The sequence below is a fragment of the Plantibacter sp. VKM Ac-2876 genome (assembly GCF_015350715.1).
GTDB classification, from domain to species: Bacteria; Actinomycetota; Actinomycetes; order Actinomycetales; family Microbacteriaceae; genus Plantibacter; species Plantibacter auratus.
The window spans coordinates 1,102,264-1,120,668 of the sequence record NZ_JADKSI010000001.1 but is presented as its reverse complement, the minus strand read 5'-3'; the positions used below and the strand labels follow the sequence as shown (position 1 = coordinate 1,120,668).

General features: G+C 69.1%; 16 protein-coding genes. 11 read left to right on the top strand and 5 right to left on the bottom strand.

Annotated elements, in window-relative coordinates; all coding sequences use genetic code 11:
* Positions 1-4 precede the first annotated feature (4 nt).
* Positions 5-1,384 (bottom strand): HAMP domain-containing sensor histidine kinase, encoded by a 1,380-nt coding sequence (locus ITJ62_RS05360; protein ID WP_228497832.1) that lies wholly within the window; start codon positions 1,382-1,384, stop codon positions 5-7.
* Positions 1,381-2,064, bottom strand: a complete 684-nt coding sequence (locus tag ITJ62_RS05355; protein ID WP_194600292.1) for a response regulator transcription factor — start codon at positions 2,062-2,064, stop codon at positions 1,381-1,383. Before ITJ62_RS05355 ends, ITJ62_RS05360 begins: the two co-directional genes overlap by 4 nt.
* Before the next feature lie 86 nt (positions 2,065-2,150).
* On the opposite strand from ITJ62_RS05355, the gene ITJ62_RS05350 reads away from it, so the two are divergent.
* Positions 2,151-4,109 (top strand): glycoside hydrolase, encoded by a 1,959-nt coding sequence (locus ITJ62_RS05350; protein ID WP_194599986.1) that lies wholly within the window; start codon positions 2,151-2,153, stop codon positions 4,107-4,109.
* Between the two features lie 62 nt (positions 4,110-4,171).
* Here ITJ62_RS05350 and ITJ62_RS05345 read toward each other — a convergent pair whose 3' ends face one another.
* Positions 4,172-5,137, bottom strand: a complete 966-nt coding sequence (locus ITJ62_RS05345) for a LacI family DNA-binding transcriptional regulator (protein ID WP_194599985.1) — start codon at positions 5,135-5,137, stop codon at positions 4,172-4,174.
* A 154-nt stretch (positions 5,138-5,291) separates the two neighbouring features.
* Between ITJ62_RS05345 and ITJ62_RS05340 the strand changes: the two genes are divergently transcribed.
* The 6 genes from ITJ62_RS05340 (at position 5,292) to ITJ62_RS05315 (ending at position 11,866) form a co-directional block, all read left to right on the top strand.
* A complete protein-coding gene (locus tag ITJ62_RS05340; protein ID WP_194599984.1) occupies positions 5,292-6,809 on the top strand; it encodes a mannitol dehydrogenase family protein in 1,518 nt (505 codons plus the stop codon).
* Positions 6,806-7,810 carry an L-idonate 5-dehydrogenase gene (locus ITJ62_RS05335; RefSeq protein ID WP_194599983.1) on the top strand — a complete coding sequence of 335 codons (1,005 nt, stop codon included), beginning with the start codon at positions 6,806-6,808 and terminating at the stop codon, positions 7,808-7,810. Before ITJ62_RS05340 ends, ITJ62_RS05335 begins: the two co-directional genes overlap by 4 nt.
* Positions 7,811-7,873: 63 nt before the next feature.
* On the top strand, positions 7,874-9,265 hold the full coding sequence (locus ITJ62_RS05330; protein WP_194599982.1) for an MFS transporter: 1,392 nt from the start codon (positions 7,874-7,876) through the stop codon (positions 9,263-9,265).
* Between the two features lie 30 nt (positions 9,266-9,295).
* Positions 9,296-10,537: a D-mannonate dehydratase ManD gene (gene manD, locus ITJ62_RS05325; protein ID WP_079704346.1), complete on the top strand. Its 1,242-nt coding sequence runs from the start codon at positions 9,296-9,298 to the stop codon at positions 10,535-10,537.
* Between the two features lie 58 nt (positions 10,538-10,595).
* Positions 10,596-11,501, top strand: coding sequence for an EamA family transporter RarD (gene rarD, locus ITJ62_RS05320; RefSeq protein ID WP_194599981.1), 906 nt, complete (start codon positions 10,596-10,598; stop codon positions 11,499-11,501).
* An 86-nt stretch (positions 11,502-11,587) separates the two neighbouring features.
* Positions 11,588-11,866, top strand: coding sequence for a hypothetical protein (locus ITJ62_RS05315; RefSeq protein WP_194599980.1), 279 nt, complete (start codon positions 11,588-11,590; stop codon positions 11,864-11,866).
* 12 nt (positions 11,867-11,878) lie between these two features.
* Here the strand turns inward: ITJ62_RS05315 and ITJ62_RS05310 are convergent, their stop codons facing one another.
* Entirely contained in the window at positions 11,879-12,493 is a 615-nt protein-coding gene (locus ITJ62_RS05310) for an amidase domain-containing protein (RefSeq protein ID WP_194599979.1), read from the bottom strand.
* 205 nt (positions 12,494-12,698) lie between these two features.
* Here ITJ62_RS05310 and ITJ62_RS05305 point away from each other — a divergent pair, with 205 nt between their 5' ends.
* A complete protein-coding gene (locus ITJ62_RS05305; RefSeq protein WP_194599978.1) occupies positions 12,699-13,346 on the top strand; it encodes a hypothetical protein in 648 nt (215 codons plus the stop codon).
* 5 nt (positions 13,347-13,351) lie between these two features.
* Here the strand turns inward: ITJ62_RS05305 and ITJ62_RS05300 are convergent, their stop codons facing one another.
* On the bottom strand, positions 13,352-14,374 hold the full coding sequence (locus ITJ62_RS05300; protein WP_194599977.1) for a LacI family DNA-binding transcriptional regulator: 1,023 nt from the start codon (positions 14,372-14,374) through the stop codon (positions 13,352-13,354).
* A 151-nt stretch (positions 14,375-14,525) separates the two neighbouring features.
* On the opposite strand from ITJ62_RS05300, the gene ITJ62_RS05295 reads away from it, so the two are divergent.
* The 3 genes from ITJ62_RS05295 to ITJ62_RS05285 are packed head-to-tail and all read left to right on the top strand — an operon-like array spanning position 14,526 to position 18,342.
* Positions 14,526-16,535 carry a beta-galactosidase gene (locus ITJ62_RS05295; RefSeq protein ID WP_194599976.1) on the top strand — a complete coding sequence of 670 codons (2,010 nt, stop codon included), beginning with the start codon at positions 14,526-14,528 and terminating at the stop codon, positions 16,533-16,535.
* On the top strand, positions 16,532-17,476 hold the full coding sequence (locus tag ITJ62_RS05290; protein WP_194599975.1) for a carbohydrate ABC transporter permease: 945 nt from the start codon (positions 16,532-16,534) through the stop codon (positions 17,474-17,476). The genes ITJ62_RS05295 and ITJ62_RS05290 overlap by 4 nt, the downstream gene beginning before the upstream one ends.
* Positions 17,473-18,342, top strand: a complete 870-nt coding sequence (locus ITJ62_RS05285) for a carbohydrate ABC transporter permease (protein WP_079704354.1) — start codon at positions 17,473-17,475, stop codon at positions 18,340-18,342. Before ITJ62_RS05290 ends, ITJ62_RS05285 begins: the two co-directional genes overlap by 4 nt.
* The last annotated feature ends 63 nt before the right edge of the window (positions 18,343-18,405 follow it).

Here is an 18,405-nt window from a genome sequence, read left to right as displayed (position 1 = left end):
CCCATCATCCCGTGCGGGCGGAGCGGTGAGCGTGCGGTGCTCGGATCGGCAGGCGGATCGTGATCGTCGTGCCTCGTCCCGGGGCGCTGGTGACCTCCACCCCGCCGTCGTGTCGCTCCACGGTGCTGCGGACCATCGCGAGGCCGATCCCGGAGCCCGGCACCCGGCTGCCGGGTTCGCCGCGCTCATACCGCTCGAAGATCCGGGGGAGCTCCGTCTCGGCGATGCCCGGCCCCTGGTCGATCACCGAGACCCACCATGAGGTCTCGTCGGCCGACGATTCCAGCCGCACCTCGGAGTCCTCGGCACTGTACTTCATCGCATTGTCGAGCAGGTTCACGACGGCCCTGGTCAGGAGCTCGGGGTCGGCGGTGCAGGAAGCGTCGCCGAGGCGGGAGCGCACAAGCAGGGACCTGGTCGGCCACCGACGCCGGGTGACCGCGATGGCGTCGTCGACGATCATGCCCGGGGGCACCACGCGGGTGGTCAGTGGGCCGGCGTCCGCCCTGGCGAGGTCGGTGATGTTGACGACGAGCGTCGCCATGTCCATGGCCTCCTCCTTCATGCGGGTCAGCAGCTCCCGCCGCAGCGCCTCGGGCAGGTCCGGCCGCTCGAGGACGGAGAAGTTCGTCAGCAGCGCGGTCAGCGGACTGCGGAGGTCGTGCGAGGCGTCCGAGATGAGGTCACGGCGCGCGGTCTCGGCCGCATCGAGCCGGTCGAGCATGTCGTCGAACGCGACGGCGAGACGCCCGACTTCGTCGGGGCGATCGATCGTCGTCCTGCCCGCGGGGTCGCGAACGGACACGAGGTGTTCGGCCCGCTCCGTGAGCTGCAGCAGCGGACGGGCGATGCGGTGCGCGACGACGGCGCTCGTCATCGCCGCTCCGAACACCGTGATCGCACCGGCGACTGACAGGACGAGGAACAGCATCGATGCTGCACGATCCGTCCCGGCGCTGCTGGAACCGGTGATGAGCGCGCGACCGTCACCGAGCGGCACCGTCACCACGCGGATGCGCGTGGACCCGATCGAGTCGTCCGAGAAGTACGGGCGCCGGTCGGTCGAGGACGCGTCGGTCACCGCGAGCTGGGCGGGCGTGATGTGCAGGCCGCTCGACGATCGCCCTGCCGGGGTCCGTGTGTCGATCACCTGCGTGCAGGCCGGACTCGACGCGAACTCGCAGTATCCACTGCCGACCCAGTCGGTTTGCGCGCGGACGAGACTCGCGACCCGGGAGGCCTCTCGGAGGAGCGCGGTGTCCTGCGTCGACCGCAGGAGCTGTGCACCGACGAATCCCACCGTCAGGGTCAGGACGAGGACCGCGCCGGCGACGATCCCACCGACCGCGAGGACGAATCGTCGGCGGATCCCGGAACGCATCATCCGACGAACCGGTAGCCGACGCCCCGGACCGTCAGGATCATCCGCGGCCCGCCGGTGCCCTCGAGCTTGCTGCGGAGCGAACTGACGTACACCTCGAGGGAGTTGGACCGGGGAGCGACCGTGCCTCCCCACAGTGCCTCCGACAGGACGGACCGCGGCACCACCTGCCCGGCGTTGACCGTCAGGCAGGCGAGGAGGGCCGTCTCCAGAGCGGTGAGCTGGATCGTCGCCCCGTCGAGGACGACGCTCCGCGATGCGGTGTCCAGATGTATCCGCTCGTGCGTCGAGGCGCCGGTGGCCGGGAGGCGACGGGCGAGTGCCCGCACCCTGGCGGTGAGCTCCTCCAGGGCGAACGGCTTCGAGAGGTAGTCGTCGGCACCGGCGTCCAAACCGATGACCCGATCCTGCAGGCCGTCCCTCGCGGTCAGCATCAGGATCGGCACGGGGTCACCGGCCGCGCGGAGGGTGCGGCACACGCTCAAACCGTCGCGACCACCCATCATCAGGTCGAGGATGAGGAGGTCCGCGTCCCAGTCGACGAGGACCCTGAGCGCATCGTCACCGTCGGCTGCTGTCGCCACATCGAAGCCGTCGAGGGTCAGTGCCGTCTCGAGCGACCGCCTGATCTGTAGATCGTCGTCGACGACGAGCACACGCGTTCGGGGAGGGTTCACGTTCATCACGGAGGAACTGTAGGTGTCCTCCGCTGGCATACCTCTGTGAAGGACTTCAGTTTCGCTTCATGATCCGGCGACAGCATGCCGCCATGAACATCTCACGCATGCGAGGGCCGGCGCTCGCCGGAGCCGTCGCCTCCTTCCTCCTGCTCGGTTCGGCCTGCTCGGCGGAACCGAGGCTCCCGTCCGCCATCGAGTGGGACGGGTCCGTCATCCGGATCCCGGTCGCCGGTGGGGCCGCGGTCGTCGATCCGGCGACGCTCGCGGTCGACTACACCGCGGCGACCGGCCGGACGCGTTCATGGTCCGGGCCGGTCGACGAACCACTCGGCACTCCCTCCGTGCCGGTCGTCGACGGGGACTCGGTCTCCTGGACGTACGCAGACCGCGGCCTCGACGTCCGGATGTCGCAGGGCGATCGCCTCGACGTGGACGTCTCATCGACCGACGGCGAGCTCGCCTGGCCGGTCTCCGCGGCCGACACCGACACGCGGTCGGTCGAGTTCCCGAACGGTGAGGGTCAGTCCGTCCCGGTCGACGACCCGTTCTGGCTGTCCGAGGAGGCCGGCCTGGCCGGCAGTTCCTGGGACTTCGCCGGTGGACTGACCATGCCGTTCTGGGGGACGAGTACTGATGACTCGGGTGTGAGCTACGTCGTCGAGACCGACATCGGAACCAGCTTGGACTTCTCTGCTGAAACCGGCCGACTGCGGGCCACCGCGACACACCGGTTCGACGCGGGCCGTGACACCGGCACCTACTCCGTGGCGATCGCCCCGACGGATGGGAACCCCGTCGCGGCGGCCCAGGACTACCGTGCGCAGTTGCTCGCCGTCGACGGGATCACGACCCTCGACGAGAAGATCGCCCGGAACCCCGAGGTGGCGAAGCTCGTCGGAGCACTCCACGCGTACACCTGGGGTGACGGGCGTGACGCCGCGATCGTCGGCAGGCTGCAGGAGCTCGGCATCGAACGGGCCTGGCTCGGGTACGACGCCGACGGTGCGCCGATGGACCCGGCGGCGGTCGCTGCAGCCGAGCAGGCGGGGTTCCTCGTCGGGCCCTACGACACCTGGGACAACGCGCAGGACCCGGCGGACGCTGACACCGAGTCCTCCGTCTGGCCGGGTGACATCTGGCCGGCCGGCTGCGTCACCGACGAGGCCGGTGACCCCGTGGGCGGTTTCGGGGGTCGCGGTTGCTACGTCAGCACCGCAGCGCTCGATGCCGCACAGGAGGCGTCCGGAGTGCTTTCGGGTCGAGTCGCCGACTTCACCGCGAACGGTGCGGATTCGTATTTCCTCGATGTGGACGCCGCGGGTCAGCTCTTCCGGGACTTCTCACCGGCTCACCGTCAGACGGAGGCCGAGGATCGCAACCGTCGGCTGAACCGGATGCTGCGGCTGAGCGAGGGTGCGTACTCCGGTGGGGTGCCGCTCGTCCTCGGCTCGGAGACCGCAGCCGCCTGGGCGAATCCGGCGCTCGCGTACTCCCACGGGTCCAGTACGCCGCTGACCGACTCGATCTGGGCCTTCCAGAAGGACCGGGAGCAGTACGGGGCGTACTGGCCCGAGGAGCGCCCAGCGTTCTTCTTCAAGCCCGCAGAGCTGCCGGAGGCCCTCGCCAGGGCGATGTTCGACCCGCGCTACCGCGTGCCGCTCTACGAGACCGTGTTGCACGATTCGGTGGTGTCCACCGACCGTTGGGAGATGGGGCTCTTCAAGTTCCGCGGTCTCATCGCCGACCGGATGCTCACGGGACTCCTCTACAACACGCCGGCACTCGTCGCGTTGGATGAACAGGTGCTGGATGAGCGCGGAGCGGAACTGGCCGCGCTGCAGCAGACCTTCGCGTTCCTGCAGGATGCTGCCGGGACGAAGCCCCTCACCTCGTTCGAACGTCTCAGCGGGTCCGTGCAGCGGACCGTGTTCGGCGACGGAGCGCTCACCGTGACCGCGAACTTCGGCGACGGCGAGGCCGAGGGGGTGCCCGCGGGTTGTCTGGTCGCGACGACCATGGACGGCGATTCGCGGTCGTTCTGCCCGTGAGGCCGGTCGGTGGGGTGCCGGGGACCTCCGGCGCCTCACCGCGTGCGGGGTGTCGCCGGACGTCAGTCCCGACGCGGGGGTGCCGTCGAGTCGCGCACGATGAGCTGCGAGTCGAGACTCGCGACCGAACGGGGCGACCCTCCGGCCATGGCCTGGAGGAGCACCTCGACCGCCAACGACCCGCACCGGTTGATCGCGAGCCGCACGGTGGTGAGACCGGGCTGGCGGATGGACGCCATCTCGATGTCGTCGGTGCCGATGATGCTGAGGTCCTCGGGGCAGCGCTTGCCCATCGACGTGATGCCGGCGTCGATGCCGAGGGCGACGAGGTCGTTGTAGGCGATGACCGCCGTCGCACCACTCGCCACGATGGTGGCCGCTGCGGCGAGGCCGCCCTGGATCGAGGCCGCCTGGTGGCCCAGGCGGGTGAACTCGATGTCGAGCTGTACGCATGCCGCCGCGACCGCGTCGCCACGGCGGAGGTCCGCCCAGGAGTGCTTCGGACCGGCCGCGTAGGCGATGTGTCGGTGACCCAGTGCGGCGAGGTGCTCGACCGCCTGCCGTGGCCCGCTCTCGGTGTCCATCACGACGTAGGGCAGGCCGTCGATGATGCGGTTGACCACCACGACCGGGGTGTCGCCCACGAGCGCGCGGATCTCGTCGTCGGGGAGCCGTGGCGAGCAGAGGAGCATCCCGTTGAGCTTCCGCGCCAGTTCGAGCTGCTCGTGCTCCCGATGCAGGTCCTCATCGGTGTCGAACAACACCGGGCGGTGTCGTCCCTGCCAGGCCTGGGCGTGGACGCCCTTCAGGAGCGTCGCGTAGACCGGGCTGGCGATGTCGGGGACGATGACGCCGAAGGTCTTCTCGGCCGTCGAGCCGTTCGGGTTCGCGTACCCGAGGTCCGCCGCCGCCGTGAGGACCCGCTCGAGCGTCGCGTCGGCAAGGCGATCCGGCTCGCCGAACGCCCGTGACGCGGTGGCGATGGAGACGCCCGCGTGACGGGCGACATCGGTGAGGGTGGCGGTCACGGTTGATCCTTCGCGGGGTCGGGTGTACTCATGATGCGGCATCGTGCTGCCATGAAACTACTTGACAAACTTTGTACAAACCATTCAGAATCGCTTTCATGATGATCGACGCGGATCTCCTCCAGCCGACGACGCAGTGCCCCGAGGCTCGGCGATGACGGCCCTGCCGCCGCGACTGGGCGCTGGTTCGGGCCCGCGTCCGGAGCACCCGGCACCGTCCGCCGCCGGCATCCTGCACCTCGGCCTCGGCAACTTCCACCGAGCGCACCAGGCCGTCTACACTGCGGCTGCGCTCAGCGCGGGCAGCGATGAATGGGGCATCGTCGGTGTCGCATCCCGGTCCCGAGCGGTCGTCGACGCCATGCAGGCGCAGGATCTCCGCTACACGGTCGCCGAGATCACACCCACCGGGGCCTCGTTCTCCGTGCCTGCCGTGCACACCGACGTGTTCGTCGCGGCGGAGGATCCGGAGCGCGTGGTCGGCACCCTCGCGGACGACCGCATCCGGGTCGTCACGCTGACCGTGACGGAGCACGGCTACAGCGCCTCGCCGTCGACCGGCCTCCTCGACCTGAACGACCCGCTGATCGCAGCCGACCTCCGCGGAGGCGCGCCGCAGACGACCATCGGTCAGCTCGCCCGCGGTCTGCAGCGTCGGGCTTCGGGTAGCGGTGCCCCGATCACGATCTTGAGCTGCGACAACCTGAGCGAGAACGGCGTGCGCACCGAGGCACTCGTCCGCGCATTCCTCACCGAACTGCGCGGCACCGAGGGCGCGGAAGCGCTCGCCTACCTCGACAGCGCGGTCGCCTTCCCGTCCAGCATGGTCGACCGCATCGTCCCGGCGACGACCCCGCGACTGCGCGAGCTCGTGGCCGCCCGCCTCGCCGTCCGGGACGACGCACCGGTCTCCGCCGAACCGTTCACGATGTGGGCGATCGAGGACCGCTTCGCCGCTGCGCGTCCCGCCTGGGAGGTCGGAGGCGCCGTGTTCACCGACGAGGTGGGGGCGTACGAGCAGATGAAGGTGCGGCTCCTCAACGGGACGCACTCGCTCATCGCCTACCTCGGTGCGCTCCGCGGGGTGGCCACGATCTCGGAGTCGATCGCCGACACCGCCGTCGAATCCGCCGCACTGGCGATCCTCCGCGACGAGTACGAACCGTCGGTGCGGTTCCCGTCCGGCGTCGACGTCCGCACGTACGAGGGGCAGCTCTTCGAACGCTGGGCGAACCACGCCCTCGGTCACCGCACGGCGCAGGTGGGCACCGACGGATCGGTGAAGCTCCGGCAGCGCATCCCGGAACCCGCCCTCCGTCTGCTCGAGGCCGGATCCGTTCCGCACCTCATCGCCCTCACGGTCGCGGCCTACCTGTCCTGCATCGCCCCGATGCCGGGGTTCGATCCCGGTCCGCACGCGCGCGCCATGGTCGATCCGGCCCGTGAGGAGCTCGCCCGGCTGGCGGACACGTCGACGGACGGTCGGCATCTCGCGCAGCGGGTGATAGCGGAGCTGCACCTCTTCGGGCAGGACCTCGCCGAGCAGCCGACCTTCATCTCGCGGGTCGGCGAACTGATCGACACCATCCGCCGACACGGCGTCGACGCCGCCATCCGCGACAGCATCTCCGCCTCGCAGGCGACCATGACCACGACAGGAGCCCACCGATGAAGACGCTCGCGATCCACGGCGCGGAGGACATCCGCTGGGAGGACACCCCCACGCCGGAACCACGCGACGGCGAGCTCCGCCTCCGGGTGCGGTACGTCGGTATCTGCGGCTCCGACCTGCACTACTACTTCCACGGAGCGAACGGCGAGTACGTCATCCGCGAACCGCTCACCCCCGGCCACGAGCTCTCGGCCGTCGTCGACGTGGACCCCTCCGGGCGGCTCGCCCCCGGCACCCGGGTCACCGTGCACCCGGCGCGCTACGGCCCGAGCCTGCCGGGGCTCGAGGACCGCCCACACCTGCGACCTGGCGGCGACTACCTCGGGAGCGCCGCGGCGAACCCGCACCGACAGGGTGGGGCCTCGGAGTACCTGATCGTCGAACACTCGATGGTGCGCGTCCTGCCCGACGGGCTCCCGCTCGAGCGGGCGGCGCTCGCCGAACCCCTCGCGGTCGCCATGCACGCGGTCGGGCTGGCAGGCGACGTGCGCGGTGCGCGGGTCCTCGTCATCGGTGCCGGGCCCATCGGTCTGCTCGTGATCGCCGCGGCCGGCCGGGCCGGTGCAGCGACGATCGCGGCGAGCGACATGCGCGAACAGGCACTGGAACGCGCTACGACCGTCGGAGCCGGTGAGCTCCTCCTCGTGGGTCGCGACGCCGTCGCCGACGAGTCCTACGACGTCGTCTTCGAATGCTCGGGCGCGCCGGTCGCCCTGACCCAGGCGGTCCGGGCCGCGAGACGAGGCGGGTCGATCGTCCAGGTCGGCATGCTCCCCGACGCCGACAGCCCGATCAACCTCGCCCCCATGCTCGCCAAGGAGCTCACCATCCGCGGCGCGTTCCGCTTCTCCACCGAGATCGACGACGCGATCGCGTTCCTCGCCGAGGGCGATCTCCTCGACGCCGTCGTGACCCAGGTCATCCCAGCCGAGGAGGCGGTCGGCGCCTTCGCCGTCGCTCGGGACTCGTCCCGCTCGGCGAAGGTGCTCCTCGCCTTCTGAGCCACCCGCCGCACACTCCCACCCCCACTTCCGCTGCATCCCGTAGGTCCGAAGGAGTACCTCATGTCAGAACCCGAATCGTCCGTCGTCACCGGCGACCCCACCGCGAACCGATCCGTCCGCGACCTCGTGAGAGCCGCCATCTCCGGGTGGCTCGGCACCGCGCTCGAGTTCATGGACTACCAGCTCTACTCGCTGGCCGCCGCGCTCGTGTTCGCCGACCTCTTCTTCTCCAACGAGGACCCGGCCATGGCCGTCGTCGCCGCGATGGCGACGTACGGGGTCGGCTACGTCGCCCGTCCGGTCGGCGCGTTCTTCTTCGCCCGGCTCGGCGACAAGACCGGCCGGACCAAGGTCCTCTTCTACACGATCCTGCTCATGGGCCTGTCGACGACGCTCATCGGATTCCTGCCGACCTACTCGCAGGTCGGCCTCCTCGCGCCGATCCTGCTGGTCCTCCTGCGGATCGCGCAGGGCTTCGGAGCCGGTGCCGAGATCTCGGGCGCCGGCGTCATGCTCGCCGAGTACGCCCCGGCCAAGCGACGCGGCATCATCGCGTCGCTCGTGGCGCTCGGGACCAACTGCGGCACCCTGCTCGCCTCCGCGCTGTGGGCCGGTCTGCTCCTCGCGTTCAGTGAGGACGAGGTCATCGCCTGGGCCTGGCGCATCCCCTTCATCGGCAGCGTCGTGATCATGCTCTTCGCGGTCTGGGTCCGCTTCAACCTCAAGGAGAGCCCGGTCTTCGAGGAGCGCGACGACGTCGTCGACGGCAAGGCGCTCACCAAGCAGGAGACCATCGCCCTCGCGACCGAGACCGGCAACCTCCGCACGCTCGAGGCCATGAACCGCAAGCCGATCAAGGCGTTCAGCATCGCGCTCCTCCTGCGGTTCGGTCAGGCCGGCAACTCGGGACTCGTCCAGACGTACCTCATCAGCTACATCACCGTCGTCCTGCTGCTGGACCGGTCGATCGGGGTGAACGCCGTCATCGTCTCCTCGCTCGTCGCCTTCATCACCGTGCCGCTCTCCGGCTGGCTCGGTGACCGGTACGGACGGAAGCGCATGTACATGGTGTGGGCGATCATCGCGCTCATCATCATCGTGCCGACCATGCTCATGATCCACAGCAAGGACACCGTCCAGGTGTTCGTCGGCTACGTCGTCCTGCACAACCTGGCCGTGATGAGCTTCGCGTCGCTCGAGAACCTGACCCTGCCGGAACTCTTCGGCGCGCGGAACCGCTACACCTACACCGCGATGGCCCGGGAGATCGCCGCGATCGTCGCGACCGGCGCGGGTCCCGTCATCGCCGCCGCCTGGGTGTCCGCCGCCACCGGTTCGTTCATCCCGATCATCATCATGCTCGGCGTCTTCACCCTCTGCGCCCTGGTCGCGTCCATCTGGATGCCCGAGGTCGCCGGTCGGGACCTCACCGACCCGCGCGACGCCATCTGACCGGCACCCGACCTCCTCGAAAGGAACCTCATGAGCATCGAACGCGCGGACGTCATCGTCACGAGTCCCGGCCGGAACTTCGTCACCCTGAAGATCACCACCAGCGACGGTGTCGTGGGCTGGGGCGACGCCACCCTCAACGGGCGTGAGCTCGCCGTCGCGTCGTACCTCGGCGACCACGTCGCGTCGATGCTGATCGGCCGTGACGAGGACCGCATCGAGGACACCTGGCAGTACCTGTACCGCGGACCCTACTGGCGGCGCGGACCCGTCACGATGGCGGCCATCGCCGCGGTGGACATGGCGCTCTGGGACATCAAGGCCAAGAAGGCCGGGGTGCCGTTGTACCAGCTGCTCGGCGGCGCGAGTCGATCGGGGATCCGGGCGTACGCCCACGCCTCGGGGACGGACTACCAGGCACTCGCCAACGCGATCACCGGGTACCAGGAGCTCGGGTTCACCGCGGTGCGCGTGCAGACCGGTGTGCCGGGGCTCGGGCAGGTGTACGGGGTGTCCGCCTCAGGGCCCGGCGTCCGCTACGACTACGAGCCGGCGAAGCGAGCGGCGGACGGCTCGGCGGCCACGGCACCGACCGAGGAGTCCTGGGACACCGCCGGCTACCTCGCGCACATGCCGGGCGTCTTCGAACGGATCCGCGAGGACTTCGGGACGGGCCTCCGGATCCTGCATGACGGACACCACCGCATGTCGCCGATCGAGGCCGCCCGGTTCGCGAAGGACATCGAGCCGTACAAGCTCTTCTGGCTCGAGGACTGCACACCGGGGGAGGACCAAACCGCCCTGCGACTCGTCCGCCAGCACTCGACCACGCCGCTGGCCATCGGCGAGGTCTTCAACTCGGTGTACGACTACCAGACCCTCATCACCGAGCGCCTCATCGACTACGTCCGCTCGGCGGTGACGCACACCGGTGGCATCACGGCGATGAAGAAACTGCTCGACTTCGCGGCCATCTATGGAATCCGTTCCGGCATCCACGGCCCCACCGACATCTCGCCCATCGGGATGGCCGCAGCGTTGCACCTCGACCTCGCGATCCACAACTTCGGGATCCAGGAGTACATGCCGCACAACGAGCAGACCCTCGAGGTGTTCCAGACCTCCTTCACCTTCGACGACGGCTTCCTGCACCCCGGCGAGCAGCCCGGCCTCGGCGTCGAACTCGACGAGGACGCGGCGGCCGCATTCGAGTACACGAAGGCGTACCTGCCGGTGAACCGGCTGACGGACGGCACCGTCCACGACTGGTGAGTGGTGGCGGCGTCGCATCGGCCAGGCCGGGGTCCCGCCGACGATAGGGTGAGGACCCGTGACGGCCGCCCTTCCCCCTGAGCAGCGCGAGACGACGCCCCGCGGGGTCCTCGTCTCCGTCGTCGCCTCGTTCCTGTTCGCGGCGCTGTTCTTCCTGCCACCCCTGCTGGAGCCGTTCGGGGCGAACGAGATCTTCGCCTGGCGCGTGATCGCGACGGTGCCGGTGCTGGCGACGCTCATCGCCGTGTTCGGGTGGTGGCGGGACGTCCGCGACATCGCGGTCCGTCTCGCGCGTCGTCCGCTCCTCGTCCTCGTGGTCGTGCTCGACGGGCTCCTGCTGTCCCTGCAGCTCTGGCTCTTCGGTTGGGCACCGCAGACGGGGCACGGGCTCGAACTCGCGCTCGGCTACCTCCTGATGCCACTGGCGATGGTCGTGGTCGGCGTCGTCCTGCATCGGGAGCGACTCGCGCCGCTCCGGATCGCTGCGGTCGCCGCAGCCGCCATCGGCGTCACCGCCGCGATCGTCGTGGCCGGTGGGCTGTCCTGGGCGACCATCGCGGTCGCGGTCGGCTACCCGGTGTACTTCGCGATCCGGCGCCGAGCCGGGCTCGACTCGATCGGTGCGTTCTGCTTCGAGCTGGCGGTCCTCGTCCCCGTCGCGATCGTGCTGGCGCTGCAACCGTCCTCACTCGCCATCCTGGCCGCGCACCCGCAGTTGGGCTGGGGGATCGTGCTCCTCGGGGTGATCGGTGGCGTCGCCCTCGTGCTGTACCTCGTCGCGAGTCGCCTGCTGTCGTTCGGCGTCTTCGGACTGCTCAGCTACCTGGAACCGGTGCTGCTGGTCCTCGTGGCGGTCCTGCTCCTCGGCGAATCCCTGACGCTCGCCGACGGGTTCGTCTACGGCCAGATCGTGGTGGCCCTCGTGCTCTTGGGGCTCGAGACCGTGCGACGCCCGTCGCGCTGATCGTCCGCCTGCAGCCCGGCGCGTCGCCGCGAACCTGTGAAGTCAAGCCTCGGGACGCGTTCCGCGAGCGCGCCTAGCCTGATGGCATGGTTACGAAGCATGCTCCAGCACTGTCGCTCGAGTCGCCGTTTCCTCCAGCGCGAGACTCGTCCGAACGGCACCACGTCGTCCCGATCGGTGCCCGGCAATGGCGGATCTCGAACGACGCCGATCCCTCCTCACCCGAATGTTGTCTCGCGTACGTCGAGGCACAGGGCGCCGGTTACGACGTCCTCATCGTCGCGCCCAGCCCGCCTGAATGGCTGCATGTGGACACCTTCGACGAGGCCAAGCGCGCCGCGATCCGACGGCCGTCGCACTCCTGACGGAGGAGGAGCTCAGCTCGCGGGCGCTGCGAGGTGCCAGTAGGTCACTCGCGCTCCCGGATAGGTCTCGGTGATGGCGTTCGTCACGGAACGGTAGTGGCTGTCGAGCGTGTGGCCGGCGAAATACACCTGCCGGTCGGTACCATCGCCCACGATCCTCGACACGATGCCGGTGTGATCCTCATCGCCGGAGTCATCCCAATCGAACTGGACGAGGTCGCCGAGCTGCAACGCACCGAGGTCGGTGGCGGCGACTTCCGTCGCACGTTCGGGGTGGGACCGGAGATAGCGCTCGAACAGCGTCGAGCTCACCCACGCGTCCGCGTACTCGGGGTCGCCGTCGGCATCGGTATCGAACCACCAGTCGTCGTCCATCTGCCAGCCGCGAGCGATGAGTGACTGACTGGCGAAGTTGACGCAGTCGGAGTCCGGCAGCGCGCCGTACTCCGCTTCGTTGTAGGAGTTCCAGTGCGCGTGCACGTAGTCGAGCTGCGCCTGGATCGACGCGTTGTCCGAGCGCTGCTCGATCTGCTCGGGCGAGCATCCCGACAGGCCGATCGCCGCGGCCGCCACGGTGACCGCTGCAAGGGTGGCGCGGAGGCGCCGCGTGATTCCCGAGCCGATCATCAGACCAACGTTAGGCGTGGTCCGCTGGGGGAATCGTGTGGGGCGGTCCGCTCGACCTGATGGCGCGGGGTCGCCGATCGGTCACGCCGAAATCTGAGATCATGCACTGTCACCTCGACGGCGCGATCCGTCGTATCGCGTTCCGACGCACGACGCGGTTGCCTGCCCCGGGAGCAGTCGCGTGACCCAGTCCCGGACGAAAGGGATGTCCGTGATCCAGAACCCGCAGTCGTCCACGAAGCGACTTCCGCTCGGTGGAGGCCTGGTGACGTTGATCATCGCGGCGTTCGTGCTGCAGATCGTCGGCTACGCAGCGCCGCTCGCGATGGCGATCGGTGCCGGCGCCGCGCCGTTCGCTGCGGCCGTCGAAGCCGAGCTGAACGCTGAGGGGTTGACCGGTGAAGACCTGTTCGAGGACGGGCTCCGGGACGACGACTCGATGCCGTCGAGAGCGGAGGCTCGTGCTCTTGCGAACGCCACGCTCACAGCGGCCGCGTCGCTCATTCCGTTCGACACGATCATCAGCGAAGAGGGTGATTGGGAGGAATTGGCCTGCTCATCGGCTGCCTGGGATGGGAGCGAGGTCTACTTCGCGCGCTCGAGTAAGACGCTCGAGGTCCTCCCGGGCACGAGTGAGTCGACGGAGCAGACGATCGCCGACTCGTTCGCAGACGAGGGCTGGGTGGTCTACGTCGGTGGCGCCGACGAGCCGACCTGGGTCAGCTTCGACTCCTCAGAGTCGGCCGATGACATCGACCTGCAGAGTTACGACGATGCCCTCGGCGTGCAGGCGTACACCGATGGGGCCCGCGAGTACGTGACGCTGATCTCCGACGAGGGTTGCTACCGCTGACGGGTTCAGACGCTCCCGCGGCGCACGATCGACGTGGGGACGAACGAGCCGACCGGTGAGATCGTCTCACCCCGGAGCTGTGCGAGGAGCACTTCCGCCGCGCGCTGACCGACGGCCGCCGCCGGCTGGTGGACGGTGGTGAGCGGCGGATGGCAACGGAGCGCCCAGGCCGAGTCGTCGAAACCGACGACCGACACGTCCTCCGGCACGCTCCGCCCTGCTGCTCGGAGGGCTTCGAGCGCTCCGGCCGCGACGGCGTCCGAAGCCGCGAACACGCCGTCCACGGCCGGCTCCCGGCGGAGCAGCTCCGACATGCCGGCGAAGCCGTCCTGGTGCGAGTAGAGCGGGACCTCCACGACGAGTCGTTCGTCGAAGCGGCCGCCGAGCGCGTCACGGAATCCGGCGAGTCGGTCGGAGCCGGAGTCCCGGTCGAGGGCTGCCGCGATCATGCCGATGTGCTGCCGGCCGGCGCCGATCAGCTCACCGGTGATGTCGACCGATGCCGACCGGTTGTCGATCCCGACGAACGGAAGTTCACGGAGGTCGGGTGGGTGGCCGACGAAGGTCGCCGGGAGGCCGAGGCGCTCGATGACGCGCGTGATCGGGTCGTTCTGACGGGCGGAGACCATGATCACCCCGTCGACGAAGCCACCGGAGAGGTAGCGGGTGATGCGGTCGGTGTCGCGCTCGGAGTCGACGACCAGGCAGACGAGCTGGTGGTCGGCCTGTGACAGGGCCTCGTTCGCCCCGAGCAGGATGTTGCCGATGTTGGGATCGTCGACGAACAGGCTGTGCGGCTCGTGGACGACGAACCCGACGGCCTGGGTGCGCTGCATGACGAGGTTCCGGGCGGCCGTGTTCGGCACGTAGCCGACCTTCTCGATGGCGGCCTCGATCGCCTCGCGCGCTTCAGCCGACACGTAGCGCTCACCGTTGACGACCCGGCTGACCGTGCCACGGGAGACGCCGGCTTCGACGGCGACATCGTGCACCGTCGCTCGTTTGCGTCGGGTCGGCGGAGGGGTCACGGCTCCACCCTAGCGCCGGTCCGGGCGGCCTTCGGCGGGCTCCGTGTTGACAGATTCCGAAACGCACGCCTACTCTGTGTACGTTCACAGACTCTCAACGTGGAGTTGTCGCTCTTCGATCTGTGCACGTTCACAGATCGCGGAAGGCACCATGAGCACGACCCCCACGTTCAGCCACGACGGCATCGCCTACGGCTGCGACTACAACCCCGAGCAGTGGGATCGGTCCGTCTGGCGCGAAGACGTCGCCCTCATGCAGGAGGCGGGCGTCGATCTCGTCGCCCTCAACATCTTCGGCTGGTCGCACCTCGAGCCGCGGCCGGGGGAGTTCGACTTCGCCGGGCTCGACGAGATCCTCGACCTGCTCCACGAGGCCGGCATCCGGGTCAACCTCGGGACCGGCACCGCATCGGCCCCACCGTGGCTGACGTTCCGGCACCCGGAGATCCTCCCCGAGACCGAGGACGGGACGATGCGCTTCCCCGGCGGTCGCCAGGCCTGGTGCCCGTCGTCCGCGGTCTTCCGTCGCTACGCCCTCGAACTCGTGGAGCGCGTCGCCGTCCGTTACGGCGAGCACCCCGCCGTCGAGCTCTGGCACGTGTCGAACGAACTCGGCTGCCACAACGCGCTCTGCTACGACGACGAGAGTGCCGAGGCCTTCCGGGGCTGGCTCCGCGCCCGCTACGAGACGATCGAGCGTCTGAACACCGCGTGGGGCACGTCGTTCTGGAGCCAGCAGTACAGCGACTTCGCCGAGATCCTGCCGCCGCGCCTGACCCTGTCGAGCCGGAACCCGAGCCAGGTCATCGACTTCCACCGCTTCTCCTCCGACGAGCTCCTCGGCTACTACCGGGCCGAGCTCGAGGTCCTGCGCCGCCACAGCTCCGTGCCCGTCACGACCAACTTCATGGTCACCGCGCACATCCGGAACCTCGACTACTGGCAGTGGGCGCCCGAGATGGACGTCGTCGCCAACGACCACTACCTCGACAACCGCCTCGCGGACCCCACGGCCGAACTCGCGTTCGCGAGCGACCTCACGCGCGGTCTCGCGGGTGGCGGTGCGTGGTTGCTCATGGAGCAGTCCACCGGAGCGGTCAACTGGCAGCCGCAGAACCTCGCGAAGGCACCGGGCGAGATGACCCGGAACTCCCTCACGCACGTCGCGAAGGGCGCGGAGGCGATCTGCTTCTTCCAGTGGCGCGCGTCGCTACAGGGCTCGGAGAAGTTCCACTCGGCCCTCCTGCCGCACGCGGGCACCGACTCCGACGTGTGGCGCGAGGTCGTCGAGCTGGGCGGCACGCTCGACCGACTCGACGAGATCACCGGCACGCGCGTCCAGGCCGACGTGGCGCTCCTGTTCTCCTGGGAGAACTGGTGGGCGGCCGACGGCGAGAGCCGCCCGACCCACGCGATCGACCACCTGTCGCAGGTCCACGCGGTCCACGCGTCGCTGCGTCGCCTGGGTCACACCGTCGACGTCGTGCGTCCGGGCGCCGACCTCTCCGCCTACCGGCTCGTCGTCGTCCCGAACCTGTACCTGGTGCGCGACAGCGAGGCCGCGGTCGTCTCGGACTTCGTCGCGGCCGGTGGGCACGCCGTCGTCACGTTCTTCAGCGGCATCGCCGACGAGGAGGACCGGGTCCGCCCCGGCGGCTACCCCGGTGCGTTCCGCGAGCTGCTCGGCGTCAACGTCGAGGAGTTCGCCCCCGTCCTCCCAGGCCAGGTGCTGACGCTCGCGTCGGGCCGGACCGCGACAGCATGGTCCGAGCGGACCCGCGCCCGAGGTGCCGAGGTCGTCGACTCCTTCGCCGACGGCCCGTCGACCGGTCGCCCGGCCATCACACGCAACCGCATCGCGGGTGGCGGCGACGCCTGGTACCTCGCGACGAACCTGGACGCCGACGCGCTCGACGAGGTGCTCCGCGACGCAGCCGCGGGGGCCGGGGCGCTGCCACAGGGTGATCCGGACCAGCCGGGCCTCGAGGTCATCCGCCGCGCCGATGAGGGACGGAGCTACCTCTTCCTCATCAACCACTCGACGAACGACGTCGAGCTGCCGGCCAGCGGGCGCGAGCTCGTCACCGGCGAACCCGTCGACTCCATCGCACGCGTGCCAGCCGGCGCCGTGCGCGTCATCAGAGAGGACCGCACGCGATGAGCGTCAACATCGAGACGGCCGGGGCGACGTCGCCACGGCCCGTCCGCCCGCCGAGGGCGGCCAAGTTGCCGAAGGCGGTGGTGCAGCACAAGCGGGCGATCGCCATCTTCATCGTCCCGTTCGCCGTGCTGTTCACGCTGTTCTACCTCGTGCCGATCGGGTACGCGGTCTACCAGTCGCTGCTCGTGATCGAGCGTGACGGCACCTTCGGTCAGGCCCGGGAGGTGTTCGGCGGACTGGCGCAGTACGTGCAGGTCTTCCAGAACGGCCCGTTCTGGCAGTCCGTCGGACGGGTGCTCCTGTTCGGCGTCGTCCAGGTGCCGGTGATGCTCGGGCTCGCGCTCCTCTTCGCGCTGCTGCTCGACTCACCGCTCCTGCGGGGCAAGCGGTTCTTCCGCCTCGCGTTCTTCGTCCCGTACGCGGTGCCCGGCGTGATCGCCGCCATCATGTGGGGCTTCCTCTACTCGCCGAACCTGTCGCCGTTCACCGCGATCACGCAGAACGTGGACTTCCTCTCGGCCGACCTCGTGCTCTGGGCCATCGCGAACGTCGTCACCTGGGTGTTCGTCGGCTACAACATGCTCATCATCTACTCCTCCCTGCTCTCCATCCCCACGGAGATCTACGAGGCCGCCCGGCTCGACGGCGCCGGTCAGGCACGCATCGCCTGGTCGATCAAGATCCCGCTGGTGATGCCGGCGATCGTGCTCACGGCGATCTTCTCGATCATCGGCACGCTGCAGCTGCTCGCCGAGCCGCAGGTGTTCCGCACCTTCAGCTCGGCCGTCAGCAGCACCTTCACCCCGAACCTCACGGTCTACACCACCTCGTCCATCCCGAACGTGAACCTCGCAGCCGCCTTCTCGGTCGTGCTCGCGTTGGCGACCTTCGTCCTCTCCTTCGGGTTCCTGAAGTTCACGCAGCGAAAGGAAGGCAAATGACCGCCATCCTGTCCACCGGCCGCGGCCCGCAGGAGAGCCGCCTGTCGCGCGCCGGCGCGCTCATCGTGATGCTCGTCTTCACGCTCTACTTCCTCATCCCCATCTGGTGGCTGTTCATCGCCTCGACGAAGTCGTCGGCGCAGTTCGGCAACTCGGCTCCGCTCTGGTTCGCGGACTTCAACCTGTTCGAGAACATCGGCCAGCTCGTCGCCTACCGCGACGGCGTCTATCTCAAGTGGATGCTGAACTCGGTGCTGTACGCCGGCCTCGGCGCACTGCTCGGCACGCTCTTCGCAGCCATGTGCGGCTACGCCCTCGCGAAGTACCGGTTCCCGGGACGCGACCTGATCTTCAACGTCGTCCTCGGCGGTGTGCTCGTCCCCGCGACCGCACTCGCGCTCCCGCTGTTCCTCATCTTCAGCCAGGTGGGCCTCACGAACACGTTCTGGGCGGTCTTCCTGCCCTCGCTGGTGAGCCCCTTCGGGGTCTACCTGACGCGGATCTTCGCGGCGTCGAGCGTGCCCGAGGAACTCCTCGAGGCATCGCGTCTCGACGGCGCCGGTGAGATCCGGACCTTCTTCACCATCTCCGTGCGACTCATGTTCCCGGCGCTCGTCACCGTGTTTCTCTTCCAGTTCGTCGCCATCTGGAACAACTTCTTCCTGCCGCTCATCATGCTGCGCGACGAAGCCCTGTTCCCGGTCACCCTCGGGCTCTACTCGTGGAACTCGCAGGTCAACCAGATCCCCGAGCTGCGCCTCTACGTCCTCGTCGGCGCATTCCTGTCGATCATCCCGCTCGTCATCACCTTCCTCCTGCTCCAGCGGTTCTGGCGCTCCGGCCTCGGTGCCGGCGCCGTGAAGTAGTCGGACCGACGAGCAGGCGTCTTCTCCATCCCGCACCAACACCCATCCCGCACCATTCACAGA

Excerpts from the sequence above, each read along its gene's own strand:
- ITJ62_RS05360 (WP_228497832.1), bottom strand. The coding sequence starts at position 1,384 with ATGATGCGTTCCGGGATCCGCCGACGATTCGTCCTCGCGGTCGGTGGG.
- ITJ62_RS05355 (WP_194600292.1), bottom strand. The coding sequence starts at position 2,064 with ATGAACGTGAACCCTCCCCGAACGCGTGTGCTCGTCGTCGACGACGAT.
- ITJ62_RS05350 (WP_194599986.1), top strand. The coding sequence starts at position 2,151 with ATGAACATCTCACGCATGCGAGGGCCGGCGCTCGCCGGAGCCGTCGCC.
- ITJ62_RS05340 (WP_194599984.1), top strand. The coding sequence starts at position 5,292 with ATGACGGCCCTGCCGCCGCGACTGGGCGCTGGTTCGGGCCCGCGTCCG.
- ITJ62_RS05335 (WP_194599983.1), top strand. The coding sequence starts at position 6,806 with ATGAAGACGCTCGCGATCCACGGCGCGGAGGACATCCGCTGGGAGGAC.
- ITJ62_RS05330 (WP_194599982.1), top strand. The coding sequence starts at position 7,874 with ATGTCAGAACCCGAATCGTCCGTCGTCACCGGCGACCCCACCGCGAAC.
- manD (WP_079704346.1), top strand. The coding sequence starts at position 9,296 with ATGAGCATCGAACGCGCGGACGTCATCGTCACGAGTCCCGGCCGGAAC.
- ITJ62_RS05315 (WP_194599980.1), top strand. The coding sequence starts at position 11,588 with ATGGTTACGAAGCATGCTCCAGCACTGTCGCTCGAGTCGCCGTTTCCT.
- ITJ62_RS05310 (WP_194599979.1), bottom strand. The coding sequence starts at position 12,493 with ATGATCGGCTCGGGAATCACGCGGCGCCTCCGCGCCACCCTTGCAGCG.
- ITJ62_RS05305 (WP_194599978.1), top strand. The coding sequence starts at position 12,699 with ATGTCCGTGATCCAGAACCCGCAGTCGTCCACGAAGCGACTTCCGCTC.
- ITJ62_RS05295 (WP_194599976.1), top strand. The coding sequence starts at position 14,526 with ATGAGCACGACCCCCACGTTCAGCCACGACGGCATCGCCTACGGCTGC.
- ITJ62_RS05290 (WP_194599975.1), top strand. The coding sequence starts at position 16,532 with ATGAGCGTCAACATCGAGACGGCCGGGGCGACGTCGCCACGGCCCGTC.
- ITJ62_RS05285 (WP_079704354.1), top strand. The coding sequence starts at position 17,473 with ATGACCGCCATCCTGTCCACCGGCCGCGGCCCGCAGGAGAGCCGCCTG.